Here is a 22,955-nt window from a genome sequence, read left to right as displayed (position 1 = left end):
GGGCAGGAGAGATGTCGTGGCGGATTCGCCCAGCTTCATCAAGGCCGCCTTCCTGTTGCCCGCCAACCTGGTGGGCTTGCTGACGGCCGGCGCCTCGTCGCTGATGACCGGCGAGCCCCTGCCGGCGCTCGTGGCCTTGGGCGTGGAGGGGCTGTACCTGGGGATCGTCCCGTCGATGAAGCGCTTCCAGCGGGCGGTGCGCGCGAAGGGCGGGGAGGAGTCGCCCGATGCGGAGCGCAAGCAGGTGGATGCGCTGCTGACGGAGCTGGCTCCCTCTCAGCGGGAGCACTACCAGGCGCTCGTGGGACTCAAGGAGAAGATCCTGGAGAACTACCGCCGGCTGCCGGCGGGGAAGATGCTGGCGAGCGAGAGTGAGCCGCGGCTGGATGCGCTGCTCACGTCGTTCCTGAGGCTGGTGTCCGCGCTCAACCATCACCGCACGTACCTGAACAGCACGGATCGGGAGCAGTTGGAGAAGGAGCTGCGCGAGCTGGAGGCTGAGGTGGCGCAGGAGTCCAATCCGCGGCTGAAGGACGTGAAGGAGAAGCGGCTGGAGATCCTCCGCAAGCGCGTGGCTCGCTTCCAGCAGGCGGGTGAGAGCCGGGAGGTGGTGAGCCACCAACTGGCGGGCATCGAGGATCTGATGCGGCTGACGCACGAGCAGTCCATCACCATCCGCGATCCGGAGACGGTGAACCGACAACTGGACGTGGTGAGCGCCGAGGTGGAGGCCACGGACGAGACGGTGCGCGAGATGGAGCGCTTCATGGACTTCCAGGAGGAGGTCGGCAAGCCGCTGCCGCACGGCACGCGGGTGCGGTGAGCCGGGCGGACGGAGCGCTCCCCTCGGGCGCGGTTCGAGCCAGGTGGTATGCCTGTCATACCAGTTCAGTTCAGCTCTGCAGGACTCCTCCGGTCAGGGAAATCGCTCCATACCGGTAAGGTAGGTCGTGGGTTGGCGCGGGGGAGTCCAGTTGGGTGGACGGAGCGTCCACGGGCAGAGACTCCAAACGTGGAAACGAAGGACTTTCTCGGCTCTCGGCGCTCTGTGTGTCCAGGAGAGGACCGGTCGGCCCATTCCTTGCTCAGGGCATGTGACGGGGGCGATTGACGCGCGAGCCAGTCCACCGCACGCTTACGTGCATGGGACGGCGCGCAGAGGAGCGTGGAGGTACCTTCCCCCAGGCCCCCACGCAGGAAGAGTGGGAGGCGATGGGGCCTGAGGAGCAGGTCCGGGTGGTGGAGTCACTGCCTGGAGAGGTGACGTGGGACGAGATGGCGATGCCGGAGGGCGACAAACACTCCGGGGCCAAGATGAGGGCGAAGGACCTGCTGGCCGGCTACTTCCGCCACCAGCGGCGTCAGGTATACCTGGGCTCAGAAGTGGCGATTTATTACCCAGCCGAGCGGAGGTTCGCGCCGGACCTGCTGGTGGTGCTGGATGTGGAGCCGCACGAGCGGAGCAAGTGGGTGGTGAGCCACGAGGGCAAGGGGTTGGATTGGGTGCTGGAGGTGCACGTGGGCGGCGACCGGAGGAAGGACGCCGAGTACAACGTGGAGCGCTACGCCCGGTTGGGCATCCCCGAGTACTTCATCTACGACCGTTCCCGGGAGAAGTTGGAGGCCTACCATCTGGCCAGCCCGGGAGCGCGGAAGTACACACGCATGGAGCCGCGGCAGGGCCGGTTTCATTCCGAGGTGCTGGGACTGGAGTTCGAGGTGGTGAACGCGCGGCTGCAGGTCTGGGCCGGCAACGCGCTACTGCTGGAGTCCGAGGAACTGCTGGCGCGGGCGTTGGAGAAGTTGGAGGAGACGGCTCGACAGCGAGAGGAAGAGGCACGCCTGCGCGAGGACGAAGCAAGGCGGCGCGAAGAAGTTGAGCACCGTCTTGCGGTGGAAGAGCAGCGCCGCGAGGAGGAAGAGCGGCGGCGCGATGCGGCGGAGCGGCGCGTCGCGGAGCTCCAGGCCCAACTGGAGCGCCTTCAGCATCCCGGATAGGACGCGCCCACGCTGCTCAGTACACCGTGCTCTGCCACGGGAAGAGGTACTTGAGCGGGATGCTCAGCCGTGCGGCCCAGGATGCCTCATTGTGACTCGCGCCCTGGGCCACGTAGGAGTACAGATCGCTGCCCTGTACGTAGCCGTCCGCCACCAGCGCATCCTTCATTCGCGTGGTCTCCGTCAGCCCGTCGCCGTTAGTCCCGGCGTCGATGTAGATGCTCACCGCGACCTTGGTCGTTGACGCTTCCACCTGCTGCGTCAGCGCCTGGTTGTTCCACCAGAATGAGCTCGAGAGCGCCGCCAGCTTCGAGAACACCTCCGGGTGCCTCCGCCCCGTGTAGAACGAGTCCAGCCCGCCCAGCGACGAGCCCATGATCGCCGTGTTCTTGTTGCCCGGCAGCGTCCGGTAGTTCTGGTCGACGTACGGCTTCACCGTCTCGAGCAGGAACCGCTCGTAGACGTCCGCGCCGCCGCCTCCGTACTGAGGATCGCAGCACGGCGTGAGCTCGTAGATGCGGTTGGCCCCGCCGTTGTCCACGCCCACCACGATGATCTCGTCCATCTGCCCGTTGTTGATCAGGCTGTTGGCCGTCTCGTCCACCTGCCACTCCACGCCCCCGAATGCCGTCGAGGTCTCGAACAGGTTCTGCGCGTCATGCATGTAGAGCACCGGGTAGCGCTTGTACGGGTTCTGCCCGTAGCTCGGCGGCAGGTAGATCCTCAGCGCCCGCGTGTTGCCCAACTGGGGCGAGCTGAAGTTGTTCACCTTCACGAGGCTGCCTGCCTGCGCCTGGAAGAACGGGTAGATGTCCACCGTGGCGCCCGCCTTCACAGTGTAGTTCGCCCCCACCGACCACGCGGAGTCGTTGATCAGCGGCTTCAGCTCCACGTCCCCCACCGAGTTCGCCCAGGAGTACGTCCAGATGTTTCCCGTGGTCCACGTGGTGTTGATGCCCGTGTTCCAGGAGAACGGCGTCTTGCTGCCTCGCACCGTGATGCGGTTGCCGTAGCCCACGTCGTAGTGGACCCGGAGCGTGGTGGCTTCGGCCGCCGCCGCGACCCAAAGCACCAGCAGGCAGACCAGGGCCCGGATCTGGCTCGAAACGAACTTGCGCATGGCGTGACTCCTCTCGGGGGATGGCGCTGCCCGGACGGGGTTACAGGGAAGCCGGCGCAGGCCCGCCGAGCCTGTTAACAGCGTGTCCGGCCCTGAACAAGCCGGCTCCAGCGGATATCGAGCGCTCCTGTCAGGAAGAATTTGACTCTGGACGCGGGTCCGTCTGCACTCAGCCCCCATGCTCCGCCGTGTCTCCCCCTGGTCCCTGCTCCTGCTCGCCTTGCTCGCCGGTTGCTCTCGCTGTGGGAAGGAGAGCGGTCCGGCCGGACCCACTGGCAAGCCCGCCTCCGTCGAGCGCTTTCTGCCTCGCGAGGCCCAAGCGCTCGTCGTTGTCCCGGATCTCGGCGCGCTCGGCGAGAAGCTCGCGCGCTTCCAGGGCCTGAAGATCGCCTCCTTCCTCGCGCAGCTGCAGAACTTCCAGAGCGCCGAGGGCTATGTCTCCGCCGTGATGCGGCAGGTGGGCGTCGACCTGCGCAGCCGCCAGGCCATGGAGAAGGCTGGCATCGACCCAGGGAAGGGGGCCGGGGTGGCGTTCCTCTCCCAGACCCAGGCTTTCTCGGTGCTCGGAGTGAAGGACGCGAAGACGCTGGAGGAGACCTTCGGCAACCTCGCGCGCAACCGCCTCGGGGCTCCCGATCGCAAGGAGGAGAAGGCCGGTGGTGGCACGCTCATCACCTTCAGCCGCAAGGGCGCCACCACGCCCCAGCTGGGCCTGCTCTTCATCGGAGACTTCGTCCTGGTCGCCCCGGGCACCACCGTCGACCGGCTGGCCACGTTCGCCTCGCAGCCTCCCGAGAAGTCTCTCGCCGAGGAGCCCGTGCTGGCGGCTTCCCTCGGACGACTCCCGAAGGAGCGCGACTTCCACGTCTACCTCCCCGGTGGCACCGAGCTGCTGCGCCCGGGCACCGTGCAGGGGCTGACCCTCACCGGCATCATTGAGGACCGTGCCGTCACAGTGCGCGCGGACGCCCCGTGGCCGGACACCCAGCAGGCGCTGGCGCCCCTCGTCCCCAAGGACGGGCCCGATCTGCTCGGCTACCTGCCCACGGACAGTTTCCTCGTGGCGCGCTATCGCGGAGATCCCGCGACCCTCAGCGGTGTGTGGCCGTACATCGTCGGCCCCTACGTCACCCGCGCCGTTCAGCAGAGCAACTTCGATATCAAGGGCGAGGTGCTCGACAATCTCCAGAGCGGCATCGCCATGGGCGTGGCGCTGGCTCCCACGGCCCAGTTCGGCAGCGGCATTCCCGAGCTCGACATCCGGCGCACCAGCCCCTTCCGCTATGTGCAGATGATGGTCGTCGCCGAGGCCAAGGACGCGGCCAAGGCCGACGCCACCCTCGCCAAGGTGCCGGACATCGCCGGCAACTTCGGCGCCCAGGTGAAGCCCGAGGACATCGGCGGCAAGCGCGTCTACCTCACCTCGTATCGGGCCGGGGAGGGCGCGCACTTCGCGGACGTGGGTGGAAAGCTGGTGCTCGCCGCGCCTCGCTCCCGTCTGGAGGCCGCCCTCACGGGCCTCGCAGGCAAGCCGGGCGAGCCCCCGCTGTCGCAGGACCTCCAGGGCGCGATGAAGGATCAGGTCCTCTCCGTGGTGCTGGATCTGCGCAAGCTCGCGGATGCCGTGCGCAACCTTCCCTCCGAAGCCTGGGGCGTGGGTGGATTCGCCATCAAGGCCACCGCTGTCCGGTGGCTCGAGGCCACCGATGACCTGCGCGCCGTGACGCTCAACCTGTCCCAGAAGGAGAGGGCCGTCCAGGCCGAGGTGTCCTTGAAGCTGACGCTCCCTCCGGCGCCCGCGGCCCAGACTCCGCCTCCCTCCCAGCCCCAACCCTCCGAGCCCAAGTGATCCGCGCCCGAGACATCCAGAAGGAGTACCACGACGGCGATGGCTCGCTGGTCCGCGTGCTCGATGCTCTGTCCCTGGAGGTGGAGCAGGGGGACTTCGTCGCCGTGGTGGGACCCTCCGGCAGCGGCAAGTCCACGCTGCTGCACCTGCTGGGCGGGCTCGATGTGCACTACAAAGGAGACGTGGAGGTGGGCGGCGTCAAGCTGCGCGGGCTGAGCGATCGCGAGCTGGCCCGCTTCCGCAACTCGCACGTGGGCTTCGTCTTCCAGTCCTTCCACCTCATCCCCAACCTCTCGGCGGTGGAGAACGTGCTGATGCCCTCGCACTTCGGCCCCGTCTCCACCGAGGGCCGCAAGCGCGCCGAGGCCATGCTCGACCGGGTGGGCCTGCTGTCCAAGAAGGACCGTGCCCCGGTGCGCCTGTCCGGCGGCGAGCGTCAGCGCGTGGCCATCGCCCGTGCGCTCTTCACCGGTCCGAAGCTGCTGCTGTGCGACGAGCCCACCGGCAACCTCGATGCGGCCACTGGCGCCGGAGTCATCCAGCTCTTCCACGAGCTGCACCGCGAGGGGCTCACCGTGCTCGCCGTCACCCATGAGGAGCGGATGAGCTCTGCCGCCCGCCGAGTGCTCCGGCTCAAGGAGGGCAAGCTCGTCGAGGAGCCCGTACGGCCCGCGCCCGGAGGTGCGTCATGAGGCTCTCCGCGCTCTCCCGCTTGGTCCGTCTCAGCATCGCCCGCGAGCGCCGCGGTGCATTCTTCTCCGCCTTCGGCGTGGCCGTGGGCGTCGGGGCGCTCGTCTTCTTTGTCGGCCTGGGCCTGGGCGTGGGCAAGGTCATCCGCGAGCGCATCTTCCCCACGGACGCACGGCTCGTGGACGTCGTGCCTCCGGCGGTGTCGCTCGGTTCGCTGCTCGGCGGCGGCAAGCTGGACGCCGAGATGGTGGAGCGCCTGTCCGCCCTGCCCGGCGTGGAGAAGGTGTACCGCAAGATGAACGTGCGCGTGCCCGCGGTCAGCCGCTACGAGGGAGCCTTCTTCGGCTCGCGGCTGCGCATGGGCATGGAGGTGCTCGCCGTGGGCGTTGACCCCGGGCTCGTCTCCGCCGACGTGCAACTCGGCGAGTTCAAGGACCCCGGACCCGACAAGCCCATCCCCGCCGTCATCTCCACCCGGCTCCTGGAGATCTACAACAAGACCTTCGCCCCAGCCCGCAAGCTCCCGCAGATCTCCCCGCAGATGATCGTCGGCTTCGGCTTCCCGGTGGAGTTCAACCGCTCCTACGTGGCGCAGACCTCCGGGGGCCCGACCACACCCACCCAGGCCCAGGTCGTCGGCGCCTCGGACCGAGGCCTGCTCGCGGGCATCACCATCCCGCTCGAGACGGCCATCCGCCTCAACCGCGCCTCCGGCGTGGATGCTGACACCTTCACCGGCGTCACGCTCGTGGCGCATGATCCCTCCCAGGTCTCGGCCCTCGTCGCCGCGGTGAAGGAGATGGGCCTGGAGATCGACGACCAGGAGCGCCGGCTGGCCGAGAATGCGGGCGCCGCCGTGACGCTCACCACCTCCGCGCTCGCGCTGCTGTCCATCCTCATCTGCGTGCTGGCCGCGGTGAACATCGCTCATGCGCTCTCCGCCTCCGTGCGCGCGCGGGCCAAGGAGATCGGCGTGATGCAGGCCGTCGGGGCCTCGCGCGGGGATGTGCGCAACATCGTCCTCGCCGAGGCGGGGGTGGTAGGGCTCGCTGGGGGGGCCGTCGGCACCGCGGCGGCGCTGCTGCTCGCCTTCGCCATCAACCGGCTCTCCTCCCGCTACCTGCCGGACTTCCCCTTCAAGCCCGACAGCTTCTTCTCCTTCCCCTGGCCCGTGGTGCTCGGAGGCGTGGGGCTGGGACTCTTCGCCGCGCTCGCCGGGGCCTACTTCCCCAGCCGTCGCGCCGCCGCCACGGATCCCGCCCGGACGCTCGCCGGATGACGCTGCCCTCCCGAAAGGTCCTCCTCTCCAATGCCCTCTGCCTGGGGCTGCTGGCCTGGCTCTACGGAGGAGACCTGTCCGATGCCCTCCAGGCTCGCTCCGCCGAGGTCGCCGCCTTCACCGAGCTTCCGCACCTCGGCCTCCCCATCCTCGTGCTCGCCGCCAGCGCCGCTGCCCTGGGTGTGGCGGTGTGGGGGCTGCTGCGTCGCCGGGGCGACGACTTCAAGGGCTACAGGTTGCTACCCATCCTCCTGGTGGGAGCACTCTTCGTGGATCTGGTCTTCGCCGAGAGGCGCATTCCGCTGAGCTCCCTCGACCTGGCCTCCATGTCCCTCCAGTCCTTCCACACCCTGGCCCAGCAGCAGGCCTCCCTGGACGCCGTCCCCGCCGATCCCGCCGTGCTCAACCCCCTGCTCGGGCAGCTTGGGCGCCCGCCCTACCTCGTGCGGGGGCAGCCCGTCGCCCAATACTCCCTCCAGGTCCGCCAGGACTGCGATGGCCCTGTGCGCTCGGCCCCCGGGCTTCAGCCCGGCACCCTCATCTACTGCGTGGCCCCAGGCCGCAAGGGCGCCTGGATCACCCTCGTCGGCCTCCCCGCCGAGCGCCGCTTCGGCACCCCGGACGTCCTCTCCGTCCAAGGTGAACCGCGTTTCATGTTGGTCCAGCCCGTGCCCGCCGAGGAGGCTCCCGCCGCTGCCCCCTCCCCGGAGGAGCCCTTTCGGGGCTCGGACGGCTCGGAACCCCCTCCCTCGGGGCCTGGCAGCGAGGGCCAGGACGCTCGCCAGGGCCCCTGACCGGGTGGCTTGCCTACACGTTCCACACACGGTCTACGAAGGTTGACCCTGTAGAGGCGCGATCGCTAGGCTCGGGTTCCAAACCCCGAGACCCGAATCTCGTGACGACCTCTCAACCGAAGCGGCAACCCATCCCATTTGGGAAGTATCTCCTTCTCGACCGCATCAACATCGGCGGCATGGCCGAGGTGTGGCGCGGGAAGACGTTCGGCGCGGGAGGTTTCGAGCGGCTCGTCGCCATCAAGCGCATCCTCCCGAACATCGCCGAGGACGACGAGTTCATCTCGATGTTCATCGACGAGGCGAAGATCAGCGTCCAGCTCGCCCACGCGAACATCGCGCAGATCTACGAACTGGGGCACATCTCCAACAGCTACTTCATCGCGATGGAGTACATCCCCGGCAAGGACATGCGGGCGATCTTCGACCGCTGCCGGAAGAAGGGGGAGCCCGCCCCCATCCCGCTGGTGGCCTACACCGTCGCGAAGATGTGCGAGGGCCTCGATTACGCCCACCGCAAGAAGGACGGGATGGGGCGGGACCTGAACATCGTCCACCGCGACATCTCCCCCCAGAACGTCCTCATCTCCTTCGAGGGGGAAGTCAAAGTCATCGACTTCGGTATCGCCAAGGCCGCGGGCAAGGCGACCAAGACGCAGGCCGGCATCCTCAAGGGCAAGTTCGGCTACATGAGCCCGGAGCAGATCCGCGGCCTGCCGCTGGATCGCCGCTCGGACGTGTTCGCCATCGGCGTGTGTCTCTACGAGATGCTCACCGGCGAGCGGCTCTTCGTGGGCGACAGCGACTTCTCGGTGCTGGAGAAGGTGCGCAAGGCGGAGGTGGCTCCGCCGTCCACGTACAACCGCCGGATCCCGGAGCAGCTCGAGAAGATCGTCCTCAAGGCGCTCACGAAGGACGTGGACGAGCGCTACCAGTACGCCAGCGAGCTGGGCGACGACCTGCAGCGCTTCCTCATCACCAACGACGCGATCTTCGGCCGCAAGGACCTCATGCAGTACATGAAGTCCACCTTCGCCGAGGACGTGGAGCGCGAGAAGCAGCGCCTGGCCGAGTACGCGGGCATCAAGCCCCCCGAAGGGATGCTGGCCGCCATCGAGGCGGGCTTCAGCGGCACCTCGCCCATGCCGAGCGCCGCGCCGCCCCCGCAGCCTGTCGCTCCGCCGATCCAGACGCCCATGGAGCTTCCCAAGGCCGCGGGCGCCACCGCGGTGATGGGCCCCCCGGGCGCCGGGGGGGAGGCCATTCGCCGTACGCCCTCGCTCACCGCGCTGCCCAAGCTCACGGCCGCCGCCGCCGCGCCGCCGCCCAAGGATGACGAGGGCGTCGCGACGATGCTGGTGGACTCGCGCGAGTACTTCGACGACGAGGACGAGCCCACCACGCAGCCCGGCGCCCGGCCCGGCCGCGCGGTGACGCCGCTGGAGTCCGAGCGGGCGGAGCTGGGCGATGGAGAGCCCGCCGGTACGGGGAAGACGGCTGTCATCGGTCCTCCCCCCGGGTCGCAGGGGCCGCGCCTGTCCTCCGGCAACATCCCCGTGGTGACGCCCACGCCCAACGTGCAGATACGCCCCTCCGTGTTCGGGATGCCCGCGGTGCCGCCTCAGGAGGCGGGCATCTCGCCCGCGCGTCCCCCGCCGGGCCGTTACCCGGGAGAGGGACTGCCTCGCATCGCCCGTTCCGAGGGGCCCGGAGGAGGGCCTCCCATCCTGAGCCCCGGCGGGGCCTCGGCTTATCCCGGGCCGGCCTCGCGGCCGCCGCCCCATCTTCCCTCGGCCACGCCTCCGCCAGGGCCCGCCGCGAAGGCTCCTCCTGCGCCGCGGGAGGAGAATGCGCCCGGGCAGCTGTTCGGCCAGAACCGGAACGTGGTCTTCGGAGCCATCGGCGGTGTCGCGCTGCTGATGCTGGGGCTGATCCTCTTCCTGGTGCTGCGCTCGCCCGCCACGGGCTTCATCGTGGTGCAACTGCCGCAGGAGCTGAAGGGCAAGGCCCGGGTGACGATCAACTCGCAGCCGGCCACTGTGTCGGAAGGCTTCGTTCTGCAGACCATTGCCGCGGGCCCCGTGGCCGTGGTGGTGAGCGCGGACGGCTATGACACCTTCTCCCAGGTGGTCACCATCCAGCCGAGCCAGCAGACCACCGTCGTGCCGACGATGGCCTCCCAGGTGAAGACGGTGTCCATGGTGCTGGCCACCGTGCCGCAGGACGCCCAGGTGATGCTCAACGGCAAGGTCGTTCGTGCCCAGGGTGCCCAGGACTCGTTCATCCGGGATCTGCCCGCCAGCGAAGAGATGGCCATCGAGGTGAGGGCTCCGGGCTACAGGACGTTCCAGCAGAAGTACGCCCCACCCAAGGGAGCCGAGCCGCTCCAGGTGACGGTGCGGCTGGAGCAGGCCGAGGTCGCCGTGCGCGTGGAGTCCGAGCCAGCGGGGGCCACCATCCTCGCCAGCGGCAAGGAGCTGGGGGCCGTCACCCCGGCCACGGTGAAGCTGCCGGCGGGAGTGAAGCAGGTGACGCTGCGGTTGCGGTGCTTCGAGGAGACCGATGTTCCGGTGAGCCCTTCCTCCTCCGGAGAGTCGCCGGCGGTGGCCAAGGGCTCCTTGAAGAAGCAGCCTGGCTGCAAGTAGCCGTGCTCGCCTGAGAGAGGCGAGCCGGGGGCCCTGAGGGGTGGAGGGACATTCGTCCGTGACGACCAAAGCGCGCAGGAACAAGGCGGATCCCCTGGCGGATCTGCCTCGGTGGGCCCAGAAGCTGGCCCAGAAGTACTACACGAAGACCGTCTCCACCTTCCTGCTCTACGGGGCGGTGAGGGATCTGCAGCCCCTCACGCTCGAGGACGGCAACCGGGGCTACGGCACGCTGAAGACGTTCCTCGCCGAGGAGCTGTTCGGCGGCAGGGACCACGTCATCTTCTATGATCGCTCATCCGGCATCCGTGCCGCCGCGCCCGAGACGCAGAAGGATCTCCAGCGGGCCATGACGGGGTACGACGCCATGTACGGCACGGACTACGCCAAGTCGCTGCCGAGAGATCCGGGTCGGGCGCTGCAGATCCTCGAGAACTTCCTGCGCCTGCGCCTGAGCGACGGCAAGTCGATGGCGCTCATCGTCGACTTCGCGGAGACGCTGGTGCCCGGCGGGGAGATGAGCCACCTGTCCGCGGAGGACCGGTTCGTGGTGGCCACGCTGGACAAGTGGGCGCACGATCCGCAGTTCCTGTCCAACGACATCTCCGTGGTGCTGCTGGCGGAGAACCTGGCGGACGTCTCTCCGCGCATCTCTCGCAACCCGTACGTGGCCCCCATCGAGCTGCCGCTGCCGGCCGAGGAGGAGCGGCTGGACTACGTGCGCTACAAGCTGGAGGGCAAGCGGCTGCAGTCCGTGTCGGACGTGCCGCTGGCCGCCCTGGCGAAGATGACGGCGGGCCTGTCTCGCATCAACCTGGACCGGGTGCTCACCGAGGCGCTCGAGCGCGAGGTGCGCATCACTCCCGAGCTTCTCAAGGAGAAGAAGAAGGAGCTCATCCAGGCGGAGTGCCACGGCCTGCTGGAGTTCATCGAGCCCTCGAACAACCTGGACTCGGTGGCCGGCCACGGCAAGGCGAAGGAGATGCTGCGCCACGCCGCCAACGCGCTGAAGAAGGGCCGCATCGAGGTGATGCCCATGGGCTACCTCATCAGCGGCCCGGTGGGCACCGGCAAGACGTTCATGGTGACGAGCTTCGCCGGAGAGATTGGCATCCCCGCGGTGAAGTTCCTCAACTTCCGCAGCCAGTGGCAGGGCGTCACCGAGGCCAACCTGGAGCGCATCTTCACGCTGCTCAAGGCGCTGTGGCCCGTGGCGGTGATGGTGGACGAGGCGGACACCTTCCTGGGCAACCGGGACTCCGGCGGCGATTCGGGGACGAGCAGCCGTGTGTTCGGCTCCATCGCCTCGTTCATGGGCAACACGCAGTACCGCGGGAAGATCGTCTGGTTCCTGATGACGGCGCGGCCGGACCTGCTGCCCATCGACTTGAAGCGACAGGGGCGCGCGGAGGAGCACCTGGCGCTCTTCTACCCGCAGACGGATGCGGAGCGGGACGAGCTCTTCAAGGTGATGCAGAAGAAGACGGGCGTGTCCGTGGAGGTGCCGTCCTTCGCGGCGCTCATCCCCGAGGGCACCCGCCAGTTCAGCGGCGCGGACATCGAGGCGGTGATGGTGCGCGCGAAGTTCCGCGCGCTGGCCGAGGGGCGCGAGCAGGTCACGGTGGACGACTTGAAGGCCGTGTTGGCGGACTTCATCCCGCCCAGCTATCCGCTGGAGATCGAGCTGCAGAACCTGGTGGCGGTGCAGGAGTGCACCAGCCGCGAATTGCTGCCCGAGCAGTTCCGCAGCGTGGACCGGGACGAGGTCACCCGGCGCGTGCGCGAGCTGAAGATGCTGCTCGAGGAGCAGTGAGCCTCCTCAGGAGGCGTGCCGGTCCCTGGCTTCGAGGAGACCTCGGAGCTCTCGGCGCAGGTGCTCGAGGTTCACGGGCTTGACCAGGTGGAGATCGAACCCCGCCTGGCGGGCGCGGTTCCGATCCGACTCCTGGCCGTAGCCCGTCAGCGCGATCAGCTTGAGGTCCGGCAGGTCCGCATGGGCCCGGAGCCGCTCCGCCAGCTCGTAGCCGTCCATGACGGGCAGACCGATGTCCAGCAGCGCCACGTCCGGACGGAACGCCAGGGCCGCCTCCAGCCCCGAGGGCCCGTCCGAGGCCGTGTGCGTGACGAACCCCATCATGCGGAGCGCCTCGGCCAGCATCTCGGCCGCGTCCCGGTTGTCGTCGACCAGCAGGATCCGCAGGGTGGGGAATGTGCTGAACACGGGGGGATGGGAGAGGGCGGAGGCGGGCTCGGCGCGGGAGCCCGTGGAGTACGGCTTCGCGAGGGGCAGGCGCACCATGAATTCACTCCCCCGGCCCGTTCCCTCGCTGTGGGCGGAGACCGTTCCGCCGTGCAGCTCGACCATGCTGCGCACGATGGCGAGGCCCAGTCCGAGCCCTCCTTGAGAGCGGTCGATCGCCCGGCCATCCTGCACGAACATCTCGAAGACGCGGGGCAGCATCTCCGGGGAGATGCCCGTGCCCGAGTCACGGACCCGCAGCACCGCCTGCTCCCCCTCGTTCATCACGGAGACGTGGATCCAGCCTCCGGGTTCCGTGTACTTCGCCGCGTTGTTGAGCAGGTTCGCCACCACCTGGGCCAGCCGCGCTTCGTCTCCTTCCACGAAGAGAGGGGCCTCCGGCAGATCGAGTTCGAGGTGGTGGGCGTGCTGCTCGAGCAGGGGCGCCGTCATCTCGACGGCTTTCGTCACGATGCCCAGCGTGTCCACCAGCCCGCGCTTCAACTGGATCTTCCCGCGGGTGATGCGAGACACGTCGAGCAGGTCATCCACGAGCCGGACCATGTGATCGACTTGCCGCTCGATGATCGTCCGCTCCCGAGGCATGGCCTCCGGCTCCTTCTGCCGCATGAGTTGCAGGGCGGTGAGGATGGGCGAGAGCGGGTTGCGCAGCTCGTGGCCGAGCATCGCGAGGAACTCGTCCTTGCGGCGATCCGCCTCCCGGGCCGCCGCGAAGAGCCGGGCATGCTCGAGCGCCACGCCCGCGCGGAATCCGAACTCCTCGACCATGGCCAGGGTCTCCGCTCCGTAGACTCCCGGCTGCTCCGTGCCGAAGATGACCACGCCGAGCGGACAGCCGCGTCCCGCGATCGGTGCGAGGACCGAGTGGTTCGTGAGGCGGGGGCGCAGCTCTCCACCCGCGGCGAGCAGGGAGCGGCCGTACTCACGGGCGCGATGCGTCCTGGAATCATCGCGGTGGACGACCACCGTCCGAGGTTCCTCGGTTCCCGAAGAGGGTGAGGCCGCCACCTGGAGCAGGACCCAGTCGGCGAAGCGGGGCACGACGAGCCGGGCAATCCACGAGAGTGCCTCCTCGAAGTCGAGCGAGGCGCCCAGGATGGCGCTCGCCTCCGAAAGGAAGTCCGCGCGCTGCTGCCGCGCCTCGGCTTCGAGCCGCGCCCGGTGTTCGGCCTCCAGCAGCCGCGCGCGATCACACGCCTGCGCCGTCTGCTGGGCAATGGCCTGGATGAAGGCATGCTCGTCCTCGGAGATGGTCCGAACCTCGGTGAAGCCCAGGCTCAAGATGCCGAGGCCCTGATCGTCCACCACCAGGGGAACGAGCGCGGCCATCTTCGAGCCGGTGGGGGGCAGCCCGTAGCACTCCGGAGAAGCTCCCTCCGGGAGGACGAGGATGTGCGCATGCTTGTTCCGGAAGAACTCGGCGAGCGGCACCTGCGCCTTCACGGGGATGCGCCGGGGCGCCTGCGGGGAGGAGTCGTCGGGTTTCGTTCCTGGCACGGAACGCAGCTCGGAGTGCGTCTCATCGAGGAGGAAAACGCTGCCGGCCTGGGCACCCACGGCCGCCATGCCCTGCGAGAGGATCACGTCCGCTACCTGCTGGGAGGTATGCGTGCGCGAGAGCCCATCCGAGAGCTTGTGGAGCCGGGCGAGCGTCAGGTTCATGCGCTCGAGCCGGCCTCGCTCCTCGACGAGGCACCGCTGGGCCCGGGCCTCGCGGCTGGATTGCATGGCGAGCGCGGCCTGGTTGGTGGCGGTCTCGAGTAGCTGGAGCTCGTGGGCCGTGGGGAAGTTCTGCCGCCACGAGCCCACGATGACCACGCCCTGCTCCCCGAGCGGAGAGGCCGACACCACACGGGCCTCACTGCGCCCCACCGTGTTCGGTCGAGGCAGCCGGAACAGGGTGGGCGGGGAGCCCGGCGAGCCCTGGACGGCCGACAGGAGCGCCGCCCCGTCCAACTCGGAGGGGAAGTGTTGCTCGATCGCGCCCTCCGGGTCGTGGATGCGGATGAGGGCCACGTCGAGCCGGAGCAACTGGACGATGACCTCGATGAAGCTCTCGGCGATCTCCCTCGGCTCGCGGTCTCTCCAGTGCGCGGGGAGATCGAGCAGCGCGAACAGATCATGGATCTGCCGCCGCAGAGCGAGGGCGCCCTGCTCGGCGAGTTCCGACAGCCGGAGTCTGCTTCCTTGCTGGGGCACGGGCGCTTCGCTTCTCCGCATCAGGACTGGGGATCCGAGGCGGACAGGGAGCGCAGCAAGGCCTCGGGTTGGACGTAGTACGGATTTTCTCGAAGCACGCCGTCGACGATGGCGAACGGGTGCGTGCGGAGGACGTCCACGGTGGTGAGGCCGTTGAAGCGGGTGAGATCGTAGACGCAGATCGCCGGTTGCTTCAGCCGGTTGAGGAAGTGGTTGACGCGTGCTTCGTACTCGATGAGCCGCTCCACCCCCGGCCAGCTCTCGCTTGCCCACTCCATGTGCCCCACGAGCCGGACACGCTCGAAGCCCTCGGCGAGGCTCGTGTTGATGGTCTCCTCGACGAGAGCCATCATTGTGTCCCCGTCGAAGCGGCCGTTCTTCAGGTAGGCGTCCTGCCAGCCGAGGACTTCGAGCTGGCCGGTCCGGGTACAGTCGGCAGTCGGTACGCCCATCGCCTCGAGCTGGTGGAGGTGATCGTGCCGCTCCTCGGGGTTGCAGATGTGGAGCGCCTTCTCTCCCGCGCTGATGCCTTCCTTGATGTAGGACCGGAGGATCTCGTACTCCTCGTCTCGAGAGCGGATGAAGGCCGCGACGTGGTAGTGGTGAAGTTTGCTGCCCGCGAGGGTGACGTCGTTCATGAGCGGCCTCCGTGAAGAAGTCTGTGTCACGGGAAGCTAGCGGCTCTGGCGCGAAGGCCATCAAGGGCGGGGATGCTCGCTGTTGAGGACGCGATCGAGTGCCCGATCCTCGGGGCAGTGGACACCATTGATTCTGAACGCTTGGGCTCGGGAGAAGTGTCAGGCGTGGGCCGCGAACCGGCGCCGGTACTCCGCCGGAGGCACGCCGAGCGTCCGTTTGAAGACGCGATGCATCGTCTCCAGCGTCCCGAACCCCACGTCGCGGGCGATCTCCTTGATGGTGCGCTGGCTCGTCTCCAGGGAGGTGCGCGCCGCCTCCACGCGCAGCCGCTCGACGTACCGGGCGGGGGTGACGCCCACCTGGGTTCGGAAGGCGCGCGAGAAGTTGCGGGGGCTCATCGCCGCGCGCTGCGCCAACGTCTCCACGGAGAGATCTTCCCGGAGGTGCTCCGGCAACCACTCCTGCACCTCGCGGATGGGAGCGCGCGAGGCCCACTGCGAGGCGAGCTGCACGCTGAACTGGCTCTGCCCACCCGGGCGGCGCAGGTACATGACGAGCAGCCGGGCGACCTGACGGGCCACGTTGCGGCCGAGATCCTCCTCCACCATCGCGAGGGCCATGTCGATGCCGCTGGTGACTCCGGCCGAGGTCCAGATCCGGCCATCGCGGACGAAGATCCGGTCCGGGAGCACCTCGCATCGCGAGTGCTGCTTCTGGAGATCGTCACAGGCCATCCAGTGGGTCGTGGCGCGCTTGCCGTCCAGGAGCCCCGCCCGGGCCAGCAGAAAGCTCCCGGTGCAGACAGAAGTCACTCGTCGGCAGCGCTCGGCGAGCCCGCGCAGGAGCGGAGGCAGTTCGGGCAGGTTGCTCGAAGCCATGGTCACCATGCCGCCAGGGACCACCAGCGTGTCCACGGGCTCCCGTACGCGGTGGAGTGGAACTGTCGCTTGGAGGATGACTCCTCCTTCGGTGACCACGGGTCCTGTCTGCAGGCCCGCGATCTCGACCCGGTAGCCAGGACGCTTCGGACTCACGAGCTGTGAGGCGGTGGTGAACACCGACGAGGGCCCCGCGATATCCAGGAGCTGGACGTCCGGGAAGGCCGCGATGAGCACCCGGCGATCCCGGGAGCGCTGAGGAGATCTGCGTGCGGGCTCTGCCATGATGACACCCAGAGGAAGGCCGGGTTGGCCGGAATCATCAAATCATTGGCAGCCCTGCCATCGGCTGACAAGCGTACCTTGAGCCTCGGTGGCGCCACGGAGGCGCTTCCAGATACCCGTGTGGGGGACACACCATGGACATCGCATTTCTGCTCTACGACAACATGACGCCGCTGGACTTCATCGGCCCGTACCAGGTGCTCGCCCTGGTGCCAAACGCGCGCATCCACCTGGTGGCCACCGAGGCAGGGCTCGTGCGGACGGACTCGGGCATGCGGATGTACGCGGAGAAGAAGTTGGAGGAGGTCTCCCGCGCCGACATCCTCGTCGTGCCGGGGAGCAAGGACCCGTCGAAGACGATGGCCAATGCGCGGGTGCTCGAATGGCTGCGCGCGGTGGATGCATCCACCCGGTGGACGGTCTCCGTGTGCACGGGCTCGCTCATCCTGGGGGCGGCGGGGTTGCTTCAGGGCAAGCGCGCCACGACGCATTGGATGATGCTCGATCAGCTCCGGGACTTCGGGGCTACGCCTGTCTCGGAGCGCATCGTGTTCGATGGGAAGAGGGTGGCCTCGGCCGGAGTGTCCGCGGGCATCGACATGGCGCTGGCCCTGGTGGGCAAGGAGTTCGGAGTGCCGACGGCGCAGGCCATCCAGTTGGCGATCGAGTACGACCCGGAGCCGCCTTTCCAGGCCGGCTCGCCACGAGTGGCTCCGCCCGAGGTGGTTCAGGCGGTTCGGGCCATGATCGAGCAGGACGTGCGAGCCTGAGCGGAGCGTCAGGGGTTCAGCTTGTTCTTGAGCGCCGTGACGAGCGAGGCCTGCGGATCATCCCCGCTCAGCTCCCAGATCATCACGCCACCCAGGGCGTTGCTGTTGATGTAGTCGCCCTTCACGCCCAGGGACGTCGGGTCGTCGTAGCTCACCCAGAGCCCCGTGGACGGGTTGTAGAGGTAGGGCACCTGCGCCTCGGCGTGGCGGCGCTTGATGGCGGAAGCCTCCAGCGTGCTGCGGATGTAGAAGTAGTCGAACATGCCGCTGGCGCCCGCCGTGTCCTGGTTGCCCCAGGCCGGGCCCCACGAGTTCTGGTAGAGGCCGTCTCCCGTCGAGCCCGCCTGAGTGCCCTGCCAGCCGCGCCCGTAGAAGGGCACTCCCACGACGATCTTGGCGGCCGGCACGCCCGCGGCCAGGTGTCCCTGCACCGCCTCGTGCGTGCTGTCCTTCAGGCTCTTCGCCGGGTTCGCGTTCTGGTTGTAGAGCGGCGCGTGGAAGTTCGTCTGCACGTCCCACCCGCCGTGCATGTCGTAGGTCATGATGTTGACGTGGTCCAGGTAGGTGGCCGCCTGGCCGAGCTGGATGTAGGGGTACACCTTGGGCGACGACGGGGTGGCGATGCTCAACTGCAGGCCCGGGCGCACCAGGTCCAACTGGCGGCGGAACTCGGCCAGCGCCGCCGTGAAGTTCGCCGTGTCCTCCGGACGGCCCGGGTTCAGTCCGCCCGAGACAGGGAACTCCCAGTCGATGTCGATGCCGTCGAACACTCCGGCCAGCGAGCCCGCCGGCAGCCCCGGCACGTTGCCGCGGATGTAGAGATCGATGCACGACGCGGCGAAGGCCTGGCGCTTCTCCGGCGTGCTGACCGCGTCCGAGAAGCCTCCGGACCAATCCCAGCCGCCCAGGGCGATGAGGATCTTCAGGTTCGGGTACTTCGCCTTGAGCTTCTTGAGCTGGTTCAAGTTGCCCTTGAGCGGCTGAGTGGCGGTGTCCGCCACGCCATCCACGCTGATGCCCGCGTCGAAGGTCATCTGGTAGTCGGCCCACGGGTCACCCAGCGGCGAGGCGAGGATGCCGCACTTGCCATTCACCACGTTGCCGAAGGCGTAGTTGAGGTGGGTCAGCTTGGCGGCCATGCCGTTGGTGTCGAGCGTCTTCGGGTAGAAGGCGCGGCCGTACACGCCCCAGCGGACGAAGTAGCCGACGATCCTCTTGGGGCCAGGCGTGGTGACGGTGAGCGCGGCGCTGGCGGCGGAGCGGTTGCCCGCGGCGTCCCGCGCCTTCACGGTGAAGCTGTAGGTCGCGCCCGGCGTCAGCCCGTCCACGCTCACGCTGGTCCCAGCCGGCGAGGCCACCGCGGTGCTGCCACCATTCATGAACACCTCGTAGCCGGTGACGCCCACGTTGTCCGTGGAGGCCTGCCACGAGAGCGTCACGCTCTTCGGCGCCTTGGCCACGAGCGTCAGCCCGCCCGGTGTGGAGGGAGCCTGCGTGTCTCCGGCGGGAGGAGGATTGGGCACACCGCCAGTGCCGCACGGCTTGCCGTTGAGCGTGCAGTTGAAGGGATCGCTGACCGCGACCGTGCGGGTACCGCAGAACCCGAAGGACAACTGGCCTCCGGCGGGCACCGAGTTGTTCCACGTCTGGTCCGTCACCGTGTGCACCGAGTTCTGGTAGGTCCAGTTGCCATTCCAGAGCGAGGTGATGTTCAGCCCGGGCGCGAACTGGAACGTCACCGTCCAGCCTTTGATGGGCTGGCTCGTGGTGTTGGAGACGCGCATCTCCGCGCAGTAGCCGGTGGGCCACGTCGTGGTCGTGAGGAAGGTGAAGCCAGAGCTGGCCACCTGGATGCGAGGCGATACGGCGGCGCGCACCTCCTGGGAGGAGGCGGCCTCCGTGGAGGTCGGAGCCATGCCCAGCGCCAACATGAGGCCGAGCAGCACAGAGGGGATGACGCGAAGGGACGGGGGCTTCGCGGAGGTGAGACGCATGGGGGGCCTCCTGAGAGGGAGCTGCGGTGCTGCTCTTCCTGGCAGCGACATGGCGCGCTGCACACGCATCGGTACTGGTGGCGATGAACCCCCAGAATGGGTCACCGATTTTTTAGAAGTTGAGACAGCAACTCTGGCGCTTCAGGCACGCAGGAAACGTGCGGTATCAGCGAATCGTGCGACGCGAGCGTGCACGGCGTGGCGGACCTTTGTCGTGTGGCTGTGGGTTGTTGGCGAGCTCCAGCGCGGCGCGCACCATCTCCACGGCCTGTTGATGCGAGATGGGCCGGGCGGGGCCTGCCTCGCTGTCGAGCAGGAGCTGAAACTCCATGAGCTCCTCACGGTCCTCCGTGGAGTGGTCCATGCGGTGTCCTCTCCTCTGCTTCTTCTTGGGCAGCCAGGGTTCGCAGAGCGGTTCGGCCCAGGCGGAGGCGGCTGCGCACGGTCTCGAGCGGGATGCCCAGCTCGGCCGCGATCTCCGGCACGCTCATCTCCATCACATGGTGGAGGACCAGGGCGTGGCGCTGCTCGTTGGGGATGCGATCCAGCAGCGTCACCACGTGCTGGCGGTGCACGTGCTCATCCAGCGGCGCGTCGTCCGAGGGCACGGAGACCAGGGCTTCTGGCTCGTTGTCGCGCGCCTCGCGGCTGTCACGCATGCGCCGCAGCCACGCGAACGTCGTGCGCGCCACGATGCGGTCGGCCCACGAGCGCAGCAGGCCGTCTCCGCGATAGGCGGGCAGGCCGTGCAGCAGTGCGACGAGCGCTTCCTGGGAGATGTCCTCGACGTCCGCGTCTCCGCGCACCAGGTAGCGAACGAGGTTGCGCACGCGGGGCAGCAACTCCAACAGCAGGGACTCCTCCGTGCCGGGCCGTCGGTGAATGGGGGGACGGGGAGACGGGTGCCCGCGTCCGTTGTCTGTTGTTTGTCGAGCCATACTCATCATCCCCCTTATGGTGGCGAAAAACCGCCAAACCGGGTCACCCAGATTCGTGGGAAAAACTCTAGCGCTGGAGCGACGGCGCTGCTTCCCTTCTGTGCAATCACTTTCGGGCGCGAGTTTTCCACCGCGGTGGCACGCGGCTACGTGTGAGCAGCCGCGAGAGCACAGCGTGAGTGGCAAGCTTCACGGAACACGGGAGTGTGAAAGTGGGCGAGGCTCAGGAGGCGGGCGCGGATGCACGTGGCGGTGCGCCGGGGTGTACCTGCACGAGGCCCCGGCGCACGGCGTTTGTGAGGCTATGAATCGGAACCGAGCACCGTCGCGAGCGCCCTCAGCTCCGGTCTCAGTTGCTTCTCCGCCGCGCTGCCAGCCACGACCACGGGCAGCATCGCGCCCTCGAGTGAGGACTCGGCGGAGAGCCGCACGGCGATGGGAGCCATCACCTTCGCCTCGATGAGTCGCTTGAGCGGGCGGGCTCCGAGCTTCGGGTCATAGCCGTTGCGCGCGAGCCAGGCCCGCGCGTCCGGATCCACGACCAGCCGCAGCTTGCGCCGCAGCAGGCCCGCCCGCGAGGCCGCCTTCTCCAACTCGAGATCGACGATGCGAAGCACGTTCTCCTCGGAGAGCCGGCGGAAGGGGATGACGTGGTCGATGCGGTTGAAGAGCTCGGGCCGGAACGCCTGCCGGACGGCTCGCAGGAAGTCTCCACCGCTGCGCTCGGCGCCGTAGCCCACGGGCTCTGCTTGTTCCACGCCGAGGTTGCTCGTCATGCAGATGACCGTCATGCGGAAGTCCACCAGCCGCCCCAGGCTGTCCGTGAGCCGGCCTTCTCCGAGGATGCCGAGCAACAGGTCGAAGATCTCCGCGTGGGCCTTTTCGATCTCATCGAAGAGGACGAGCGACATCGGCTGTTGGCGCACGCGCTCGGCGAGGCTGGTGACGCCGGGGCCCACCTCCATCAGCCGCTGTGCCGAGCCGGGCAGCATGTATTCGGACATGTCGAGGCGGATCATCCGGTCCTCGTGGCCGAAGAGGGTTCGAGCGAGCTGCTTGGACAGCTCCGTCTTGCCCACGCCCGTGGGACCGACGAAGAGCAGCGTGCCGACGGGCTTGTCCGGATCGTTGAGTCCCGCCTTGAACCGCGAGAGCACTCCCGCGGCCAGCCCGCAGGCCTGCGTCTGGCCGATGACGCCCTGGGCGAGCTGGGCCGCGAGCGAACTCTGCTCGGTGGGGATCTCGTCGCTGATGAGCTGCAGGGGCAGCCCCGTGTAGCGGGCGTAGGCCTCCGAGGCGTCGCGAGGGTAGAGCGTCCGCGTCTTGCCTCGTTCGGCCTGCTGGTCCAGCCAGTCCAGGAAGCGGAAGGCCTTGCCGGGGAAGAGGGTATCGCGCTGGAACATCTCCAGGTGCCCCACGACCTGTCGCAGGCCCATGGGGTGGATGGTGACGCGGCTGCGCCGGGTCTCCTGGTAGCGCCGCATCAGCTCCGGCATCTCCGTGGCGGAGGGCTCCTCGATGCGGATGATGCGGAAGGGACGCAGCGCCTCGGGGAAGCGCCGCTGGCAGCGCTCGAACTCGGCCTCGGTGCACTCGGCGATGAGGGAGATCTCCTCGCTGGCCGCCGCGGGGATGAGCAGGTCGGCGATGGACGAGCCATCCGGCTGCCGCGCCAGGAGAGACGTGAGCCGATCGACATAGAGGTAGTGGTTCTCGAACGAGAGCGCGTCGATGATCTTCAGGCAGCGCTCCTGCCACATGCCCAGGTACACCATGCCGGCGACGATGCGCTCGGCGCTCGTGCGCCAGATCTTCGGGAACTCGCGTCCCTTCTCCTCGCGGCGCCGCTCCGCGAACCACCGTGCGAGTTTCAGCACCCAGCTCGTCTTGCCGACCCCTGGGCCTCCCACGAGGAGGAGCGACTGAGGAGGCTGGCGCCGCACGTAGACCTGCCACGCTTCCTGGGACAGGGCCTCATGGTCATAGACCAGCGCGGGGGCACGGCTTCCCAGCGCGCGCGAGGTCAGTTCCTCGCTGATCTGGGTGAGCACCTCCGGGACGGATTCCTCGGAGGATCGCATCCGAGAGGCCTGCTCCAGCCCGCCCGGATCCCAGCTCTGCACGTACTCCTCGCCCTCGTGGCGGAAGTCATAGAGTCCCTTGGGCTGCTCGCCCAGCAGGGCCGTGGCGAGCGCGTGCTGCAGCACCTCGCGGGCAATGGACAGCTCCTCGAGCACGAAGGACCAGCCGAAGCGTGGCACGAGCACACGGTACGCGCCGCTCTCCAGCTTCCCGTAGACGTACGTCAGCCGGAGCGGGATGAGCGCCTTGCCGATCACCGGCCGCTTCTGGTGCACCGTCTGAGGGTGGACCTCCACCGTGAGCGTCTTGGCCTGCAGGGACTCTTCCCACAGGAAACGGTCGAGCGTGGAGGGGTCCTCGATGATCATCACCCGGACGCGGGTCTCCAACTGGGCATGGACCTCGGCCTCGCTGGAGCCGTAGGCGGACGGCGCGGGCGCATCGAAGAAGCTGGCCCACACGGGCAGCAGCTGCCCCGTGAGGCGGCCATCGTGGTGGCGGGTGAAGTAGATGCGAAGGCTCTTGTCGGCCATGG

The 22,955-nt window shown here is 68.3% G+C and carries 17 protein-coding genes; 9 read left to right on the top strand and 8 right to left on the bottom strand.

Going from position 1 to position 22,955, the window contains the following annotated elements; all coding sequences use genetic code 11:
• Positions 1–16 precede the first annotated feature (16 nt).
• On the top strand, positions 17–823 hold the full coding sequence (locus KY501_RS29070; protein ID WP_224366736.1) for a hypothetical protein: 807 nt from the start codon (positions 17–19) through the stop codon (positions 821–823).
• Positions 824–1,143: 320 nt separating this feature from the next.
• Complete coding sequence (locus tag KY501_RS29065) at positions 1,144–1,998, top strand: Uma2 family endonuclease (RefSeq protein ID WP_224366735.1); 855 nt, start codon at positions 1,144–1,146, stop codon at positions 1,996–1,998.
• 16 nt (positions 1,999–2,014) lie between these two features.
• Here KY501_RS29065 and KY501_RS29060 read toward each other — a convergent pair whose 3' ends face one another.
• Positions 2,015–3,118 (bottom strand): alpha/beta hydrolase, encoded by a 1,104-nt coding sequence (locus tag KY501_RS29060; protein ID WP_224366734.1) that lies wholly within the window; start codon positions 3,116–3,118, stop codon positions 2,015–2,017.
• A gap of 178 nt (positions 3,119–3,296) precedes the next feature.
• Between KY501_RS29060 and KY501_RS29055 the strand changes: the two genes are divergently transcribed.
• The 6 genes from KY501_RS29055 (at position 3,297) to KY501_RS29030 (ending at position 12,188) form a co-directional block, all read left to right on the top strand.
• Entirely contained in the window at positions 3,297–4,967 is a 1,671-nt protein-coding gene (locus tag KY501_RS29055; RefSeq protein ID WP_224366733.1) for a DUF3352 domain-containing protein, read from the top strand.
• Positions 4,964–5,659 (top strand): ABC transporter ATP-binding protein, encoded by a 696-nt coding sequence (locus KY501_RS29050; protein ID WP_224366732.1) that lies wholly within the window; start codon positions 4,964–4,966, stop codon positions 5,657–5,659. The genes KY501_RS29055 and KY501_RS29050 overlap by 4 nt, the downstream gene beginning before the upstream one ends.
• A complete protein-coding gene (locus KY501_RS29045; protein ID WP_224366731.1) occupies positions 5,656–6,936 on the top strand; it encodes an ABC transporter permease in 1,281 nt (426 codons plus the stop codon). The genes KY501_RS29050 and KY501_RS29045 overlap by 4 nt, the downstream gene beginning before the upstream one ends.
• The gene (locus KY501_RS29040) at positions 6,933–7,730 is read left to right on the top strand and encodes a hypothetical protein (RefSeq protein ID WP_224366730.1); all 798 of its coding nucleotides are present in this window, start codon (positions 6,933–6,935) and stop codon (positions 7,728–7,730) included. The genes KY501_RS29045 and KY501_RS29040 overlap by 4 nt, the downstream gene beginning before the upstream one ends.
• 101 nt (positions 7,731–7,831) lie before the next feature.
• Complete coding sequence (locus KY501_RS29035) at positions 7,832–10,375, top strand: serine/threonine protein kinase (protein ID WP_224366729.1); 2,544 nt, start codon at positions 7,832–7,834, stop codon at positions 10,373–10,375.
• A gap of 58 nt (positions 10,376–10,433) precedes the next feature.
• On the top strand, positions 10,434–12,188 hold the full coding sequence (locus KY501_RS29030; RefSeq protein ID WP_224366728.1) for an ATP-binding protein: 1,755 nt from the start codon (positions 10,434–10,436) through the stop codon (positions 12,186–12,188).
• Positions 12,189–12,194: 6 nt separating this feature from the next.
• Here KY501_RS29030 and KY501_RS29025 read toward each other — a convergent pair whose 3' ends face one another.
• The 3 genes from KY501_RS29025 to KY501_RS29015 all read right to left on the bottom strand — a co-directional run bounded on the left by KY501_RS29025 (position 12,195) and on the right by KY501_RS29015 (position 16,636).
• The gene (locus KY501_RS29025) at positions 12,195–14,834 is read right to left on the bottom strand and encodes a hybrid sensor histidine kinase/response regulator (RefSeq protein WP_224366727.1); all 2,640 of its coding nucleotides are present in this window, start codon (positions 14,832–14,834) and stop codon (positions 12,195–12,197) included.
• 20 nt (positions 14,835–14,854) lie between these two features.
• Positions 14,855–15,472: an MEDS domain-containing protein gene (locus tag KY501_RS29020; protein ID WP_224366726.1), complete on the bottom strand. Its 618-nt coding sequence runs from the start codon at positions 15,470–15,472 to the stop codon at positions 14,855–14,857.
• A 159-nt stretch (positions 15,473–15,631) separates the two neighbouring features.
• The gene (locus KY501_RS29015) at positions 15,632–16,636 is read right to left on the bottom strand and encodes a GlxA family transcriptional regulator (RefSeq protein ID WP_224366725.1); all 1,005 of its coding nucleotides are present in this window, start codon (positions 16,634–16,636) and stop codon (positions 15,632–15,634) included.
• Between the two features lie 134 nt (positions 16,637–16,770).
• On the opposite strand from KY501_RS29015, the gene KY501_RS29010 reads away from it, so the two are divergent.
• Positions 16,771–17,406, top strand: a complete 636-nt coding sequence (locus tag KY501_RS29010) for a DJ-1/PfpI family protein (RefSeq protein WP_224366724.1) — start codon at positions 16,771–16,773, stop codon at positions 17,404–17,406.
• Between the two features lie 8 nt (positions 17,407–17,414).
• Here KY501_RS29010 and KY501_RS53705 read toward each other — a convergent pair whose 3' ends face one another.
• The 4 genes from KY501_RS53705 to KY501_RS28980 all read right to left on the bottom strand — a co-directional run bounded on the left by KY501_RS53705 (position 17,415) and on the right by KY501_RS28980 (position 22,953).
• Entirely contained in the window at positions 17,415–19,400 is a 1,986-nt protein-coding gene (locus KY501_RS53705; RefSeq protein ID WP_304608648.1) for a glycosyl hydrolase family 18 protein, read from the bottom strand.
• A gap of 166 nt (positions 19,401–19,566) precedes the next feature.
• Entirely contained in the window at positions 19,567–19,764 is a 198-nt protein-coding gene (locus tag KY501_RS28990; RefSeq protein WP_224366723.1) for a hypothetical protein, read from the bottom strand.
• Positions 19,739–20,338 carry an RNA polymerase sigma factor gene (locus KY501_RS28985; RefSeq protein WP_224366722.1) on the bottom strand — a complete coding sequence of 200 codons (600 nt, stop codon included), beginning with the start codon at positions 20,336–20,338 and terminating at the stop codon, positions 19,739–19,741. Before KY501_RS28985 ends, KY501_RS28990 begins: the two co-directional genes overlap by 26 nt.
• Positions 20,339–20,640: 302 nt before the next feature.
• The gene (locus KY501_RS28980; protein WP_224366721.1) at positions 20,641–22,953 is read right to left on the bottom strand and encodes an AAA family ATPase; all 2,313 of its coding nucleotides are present in this window, start codon (positions 22,951–22,953) and stop codon (positions 20,641–20,643) included.
• Positions 22,954–22,955: the final 2 nt, after the last annotated feature.

This window comes from Hyalangium versicolor (assembly GCF_020103695.1).
In the GTDB taxonomy this organism is placed as follows: Bacteria; Myxococcota; Myxococcia; order Myxococcales; family Myxococcaceae; genus Hyalangium; species Hyalangium versicolor.
This window is presented reverse-complemented; position numbering and strand designations above follow the sequence as displayed.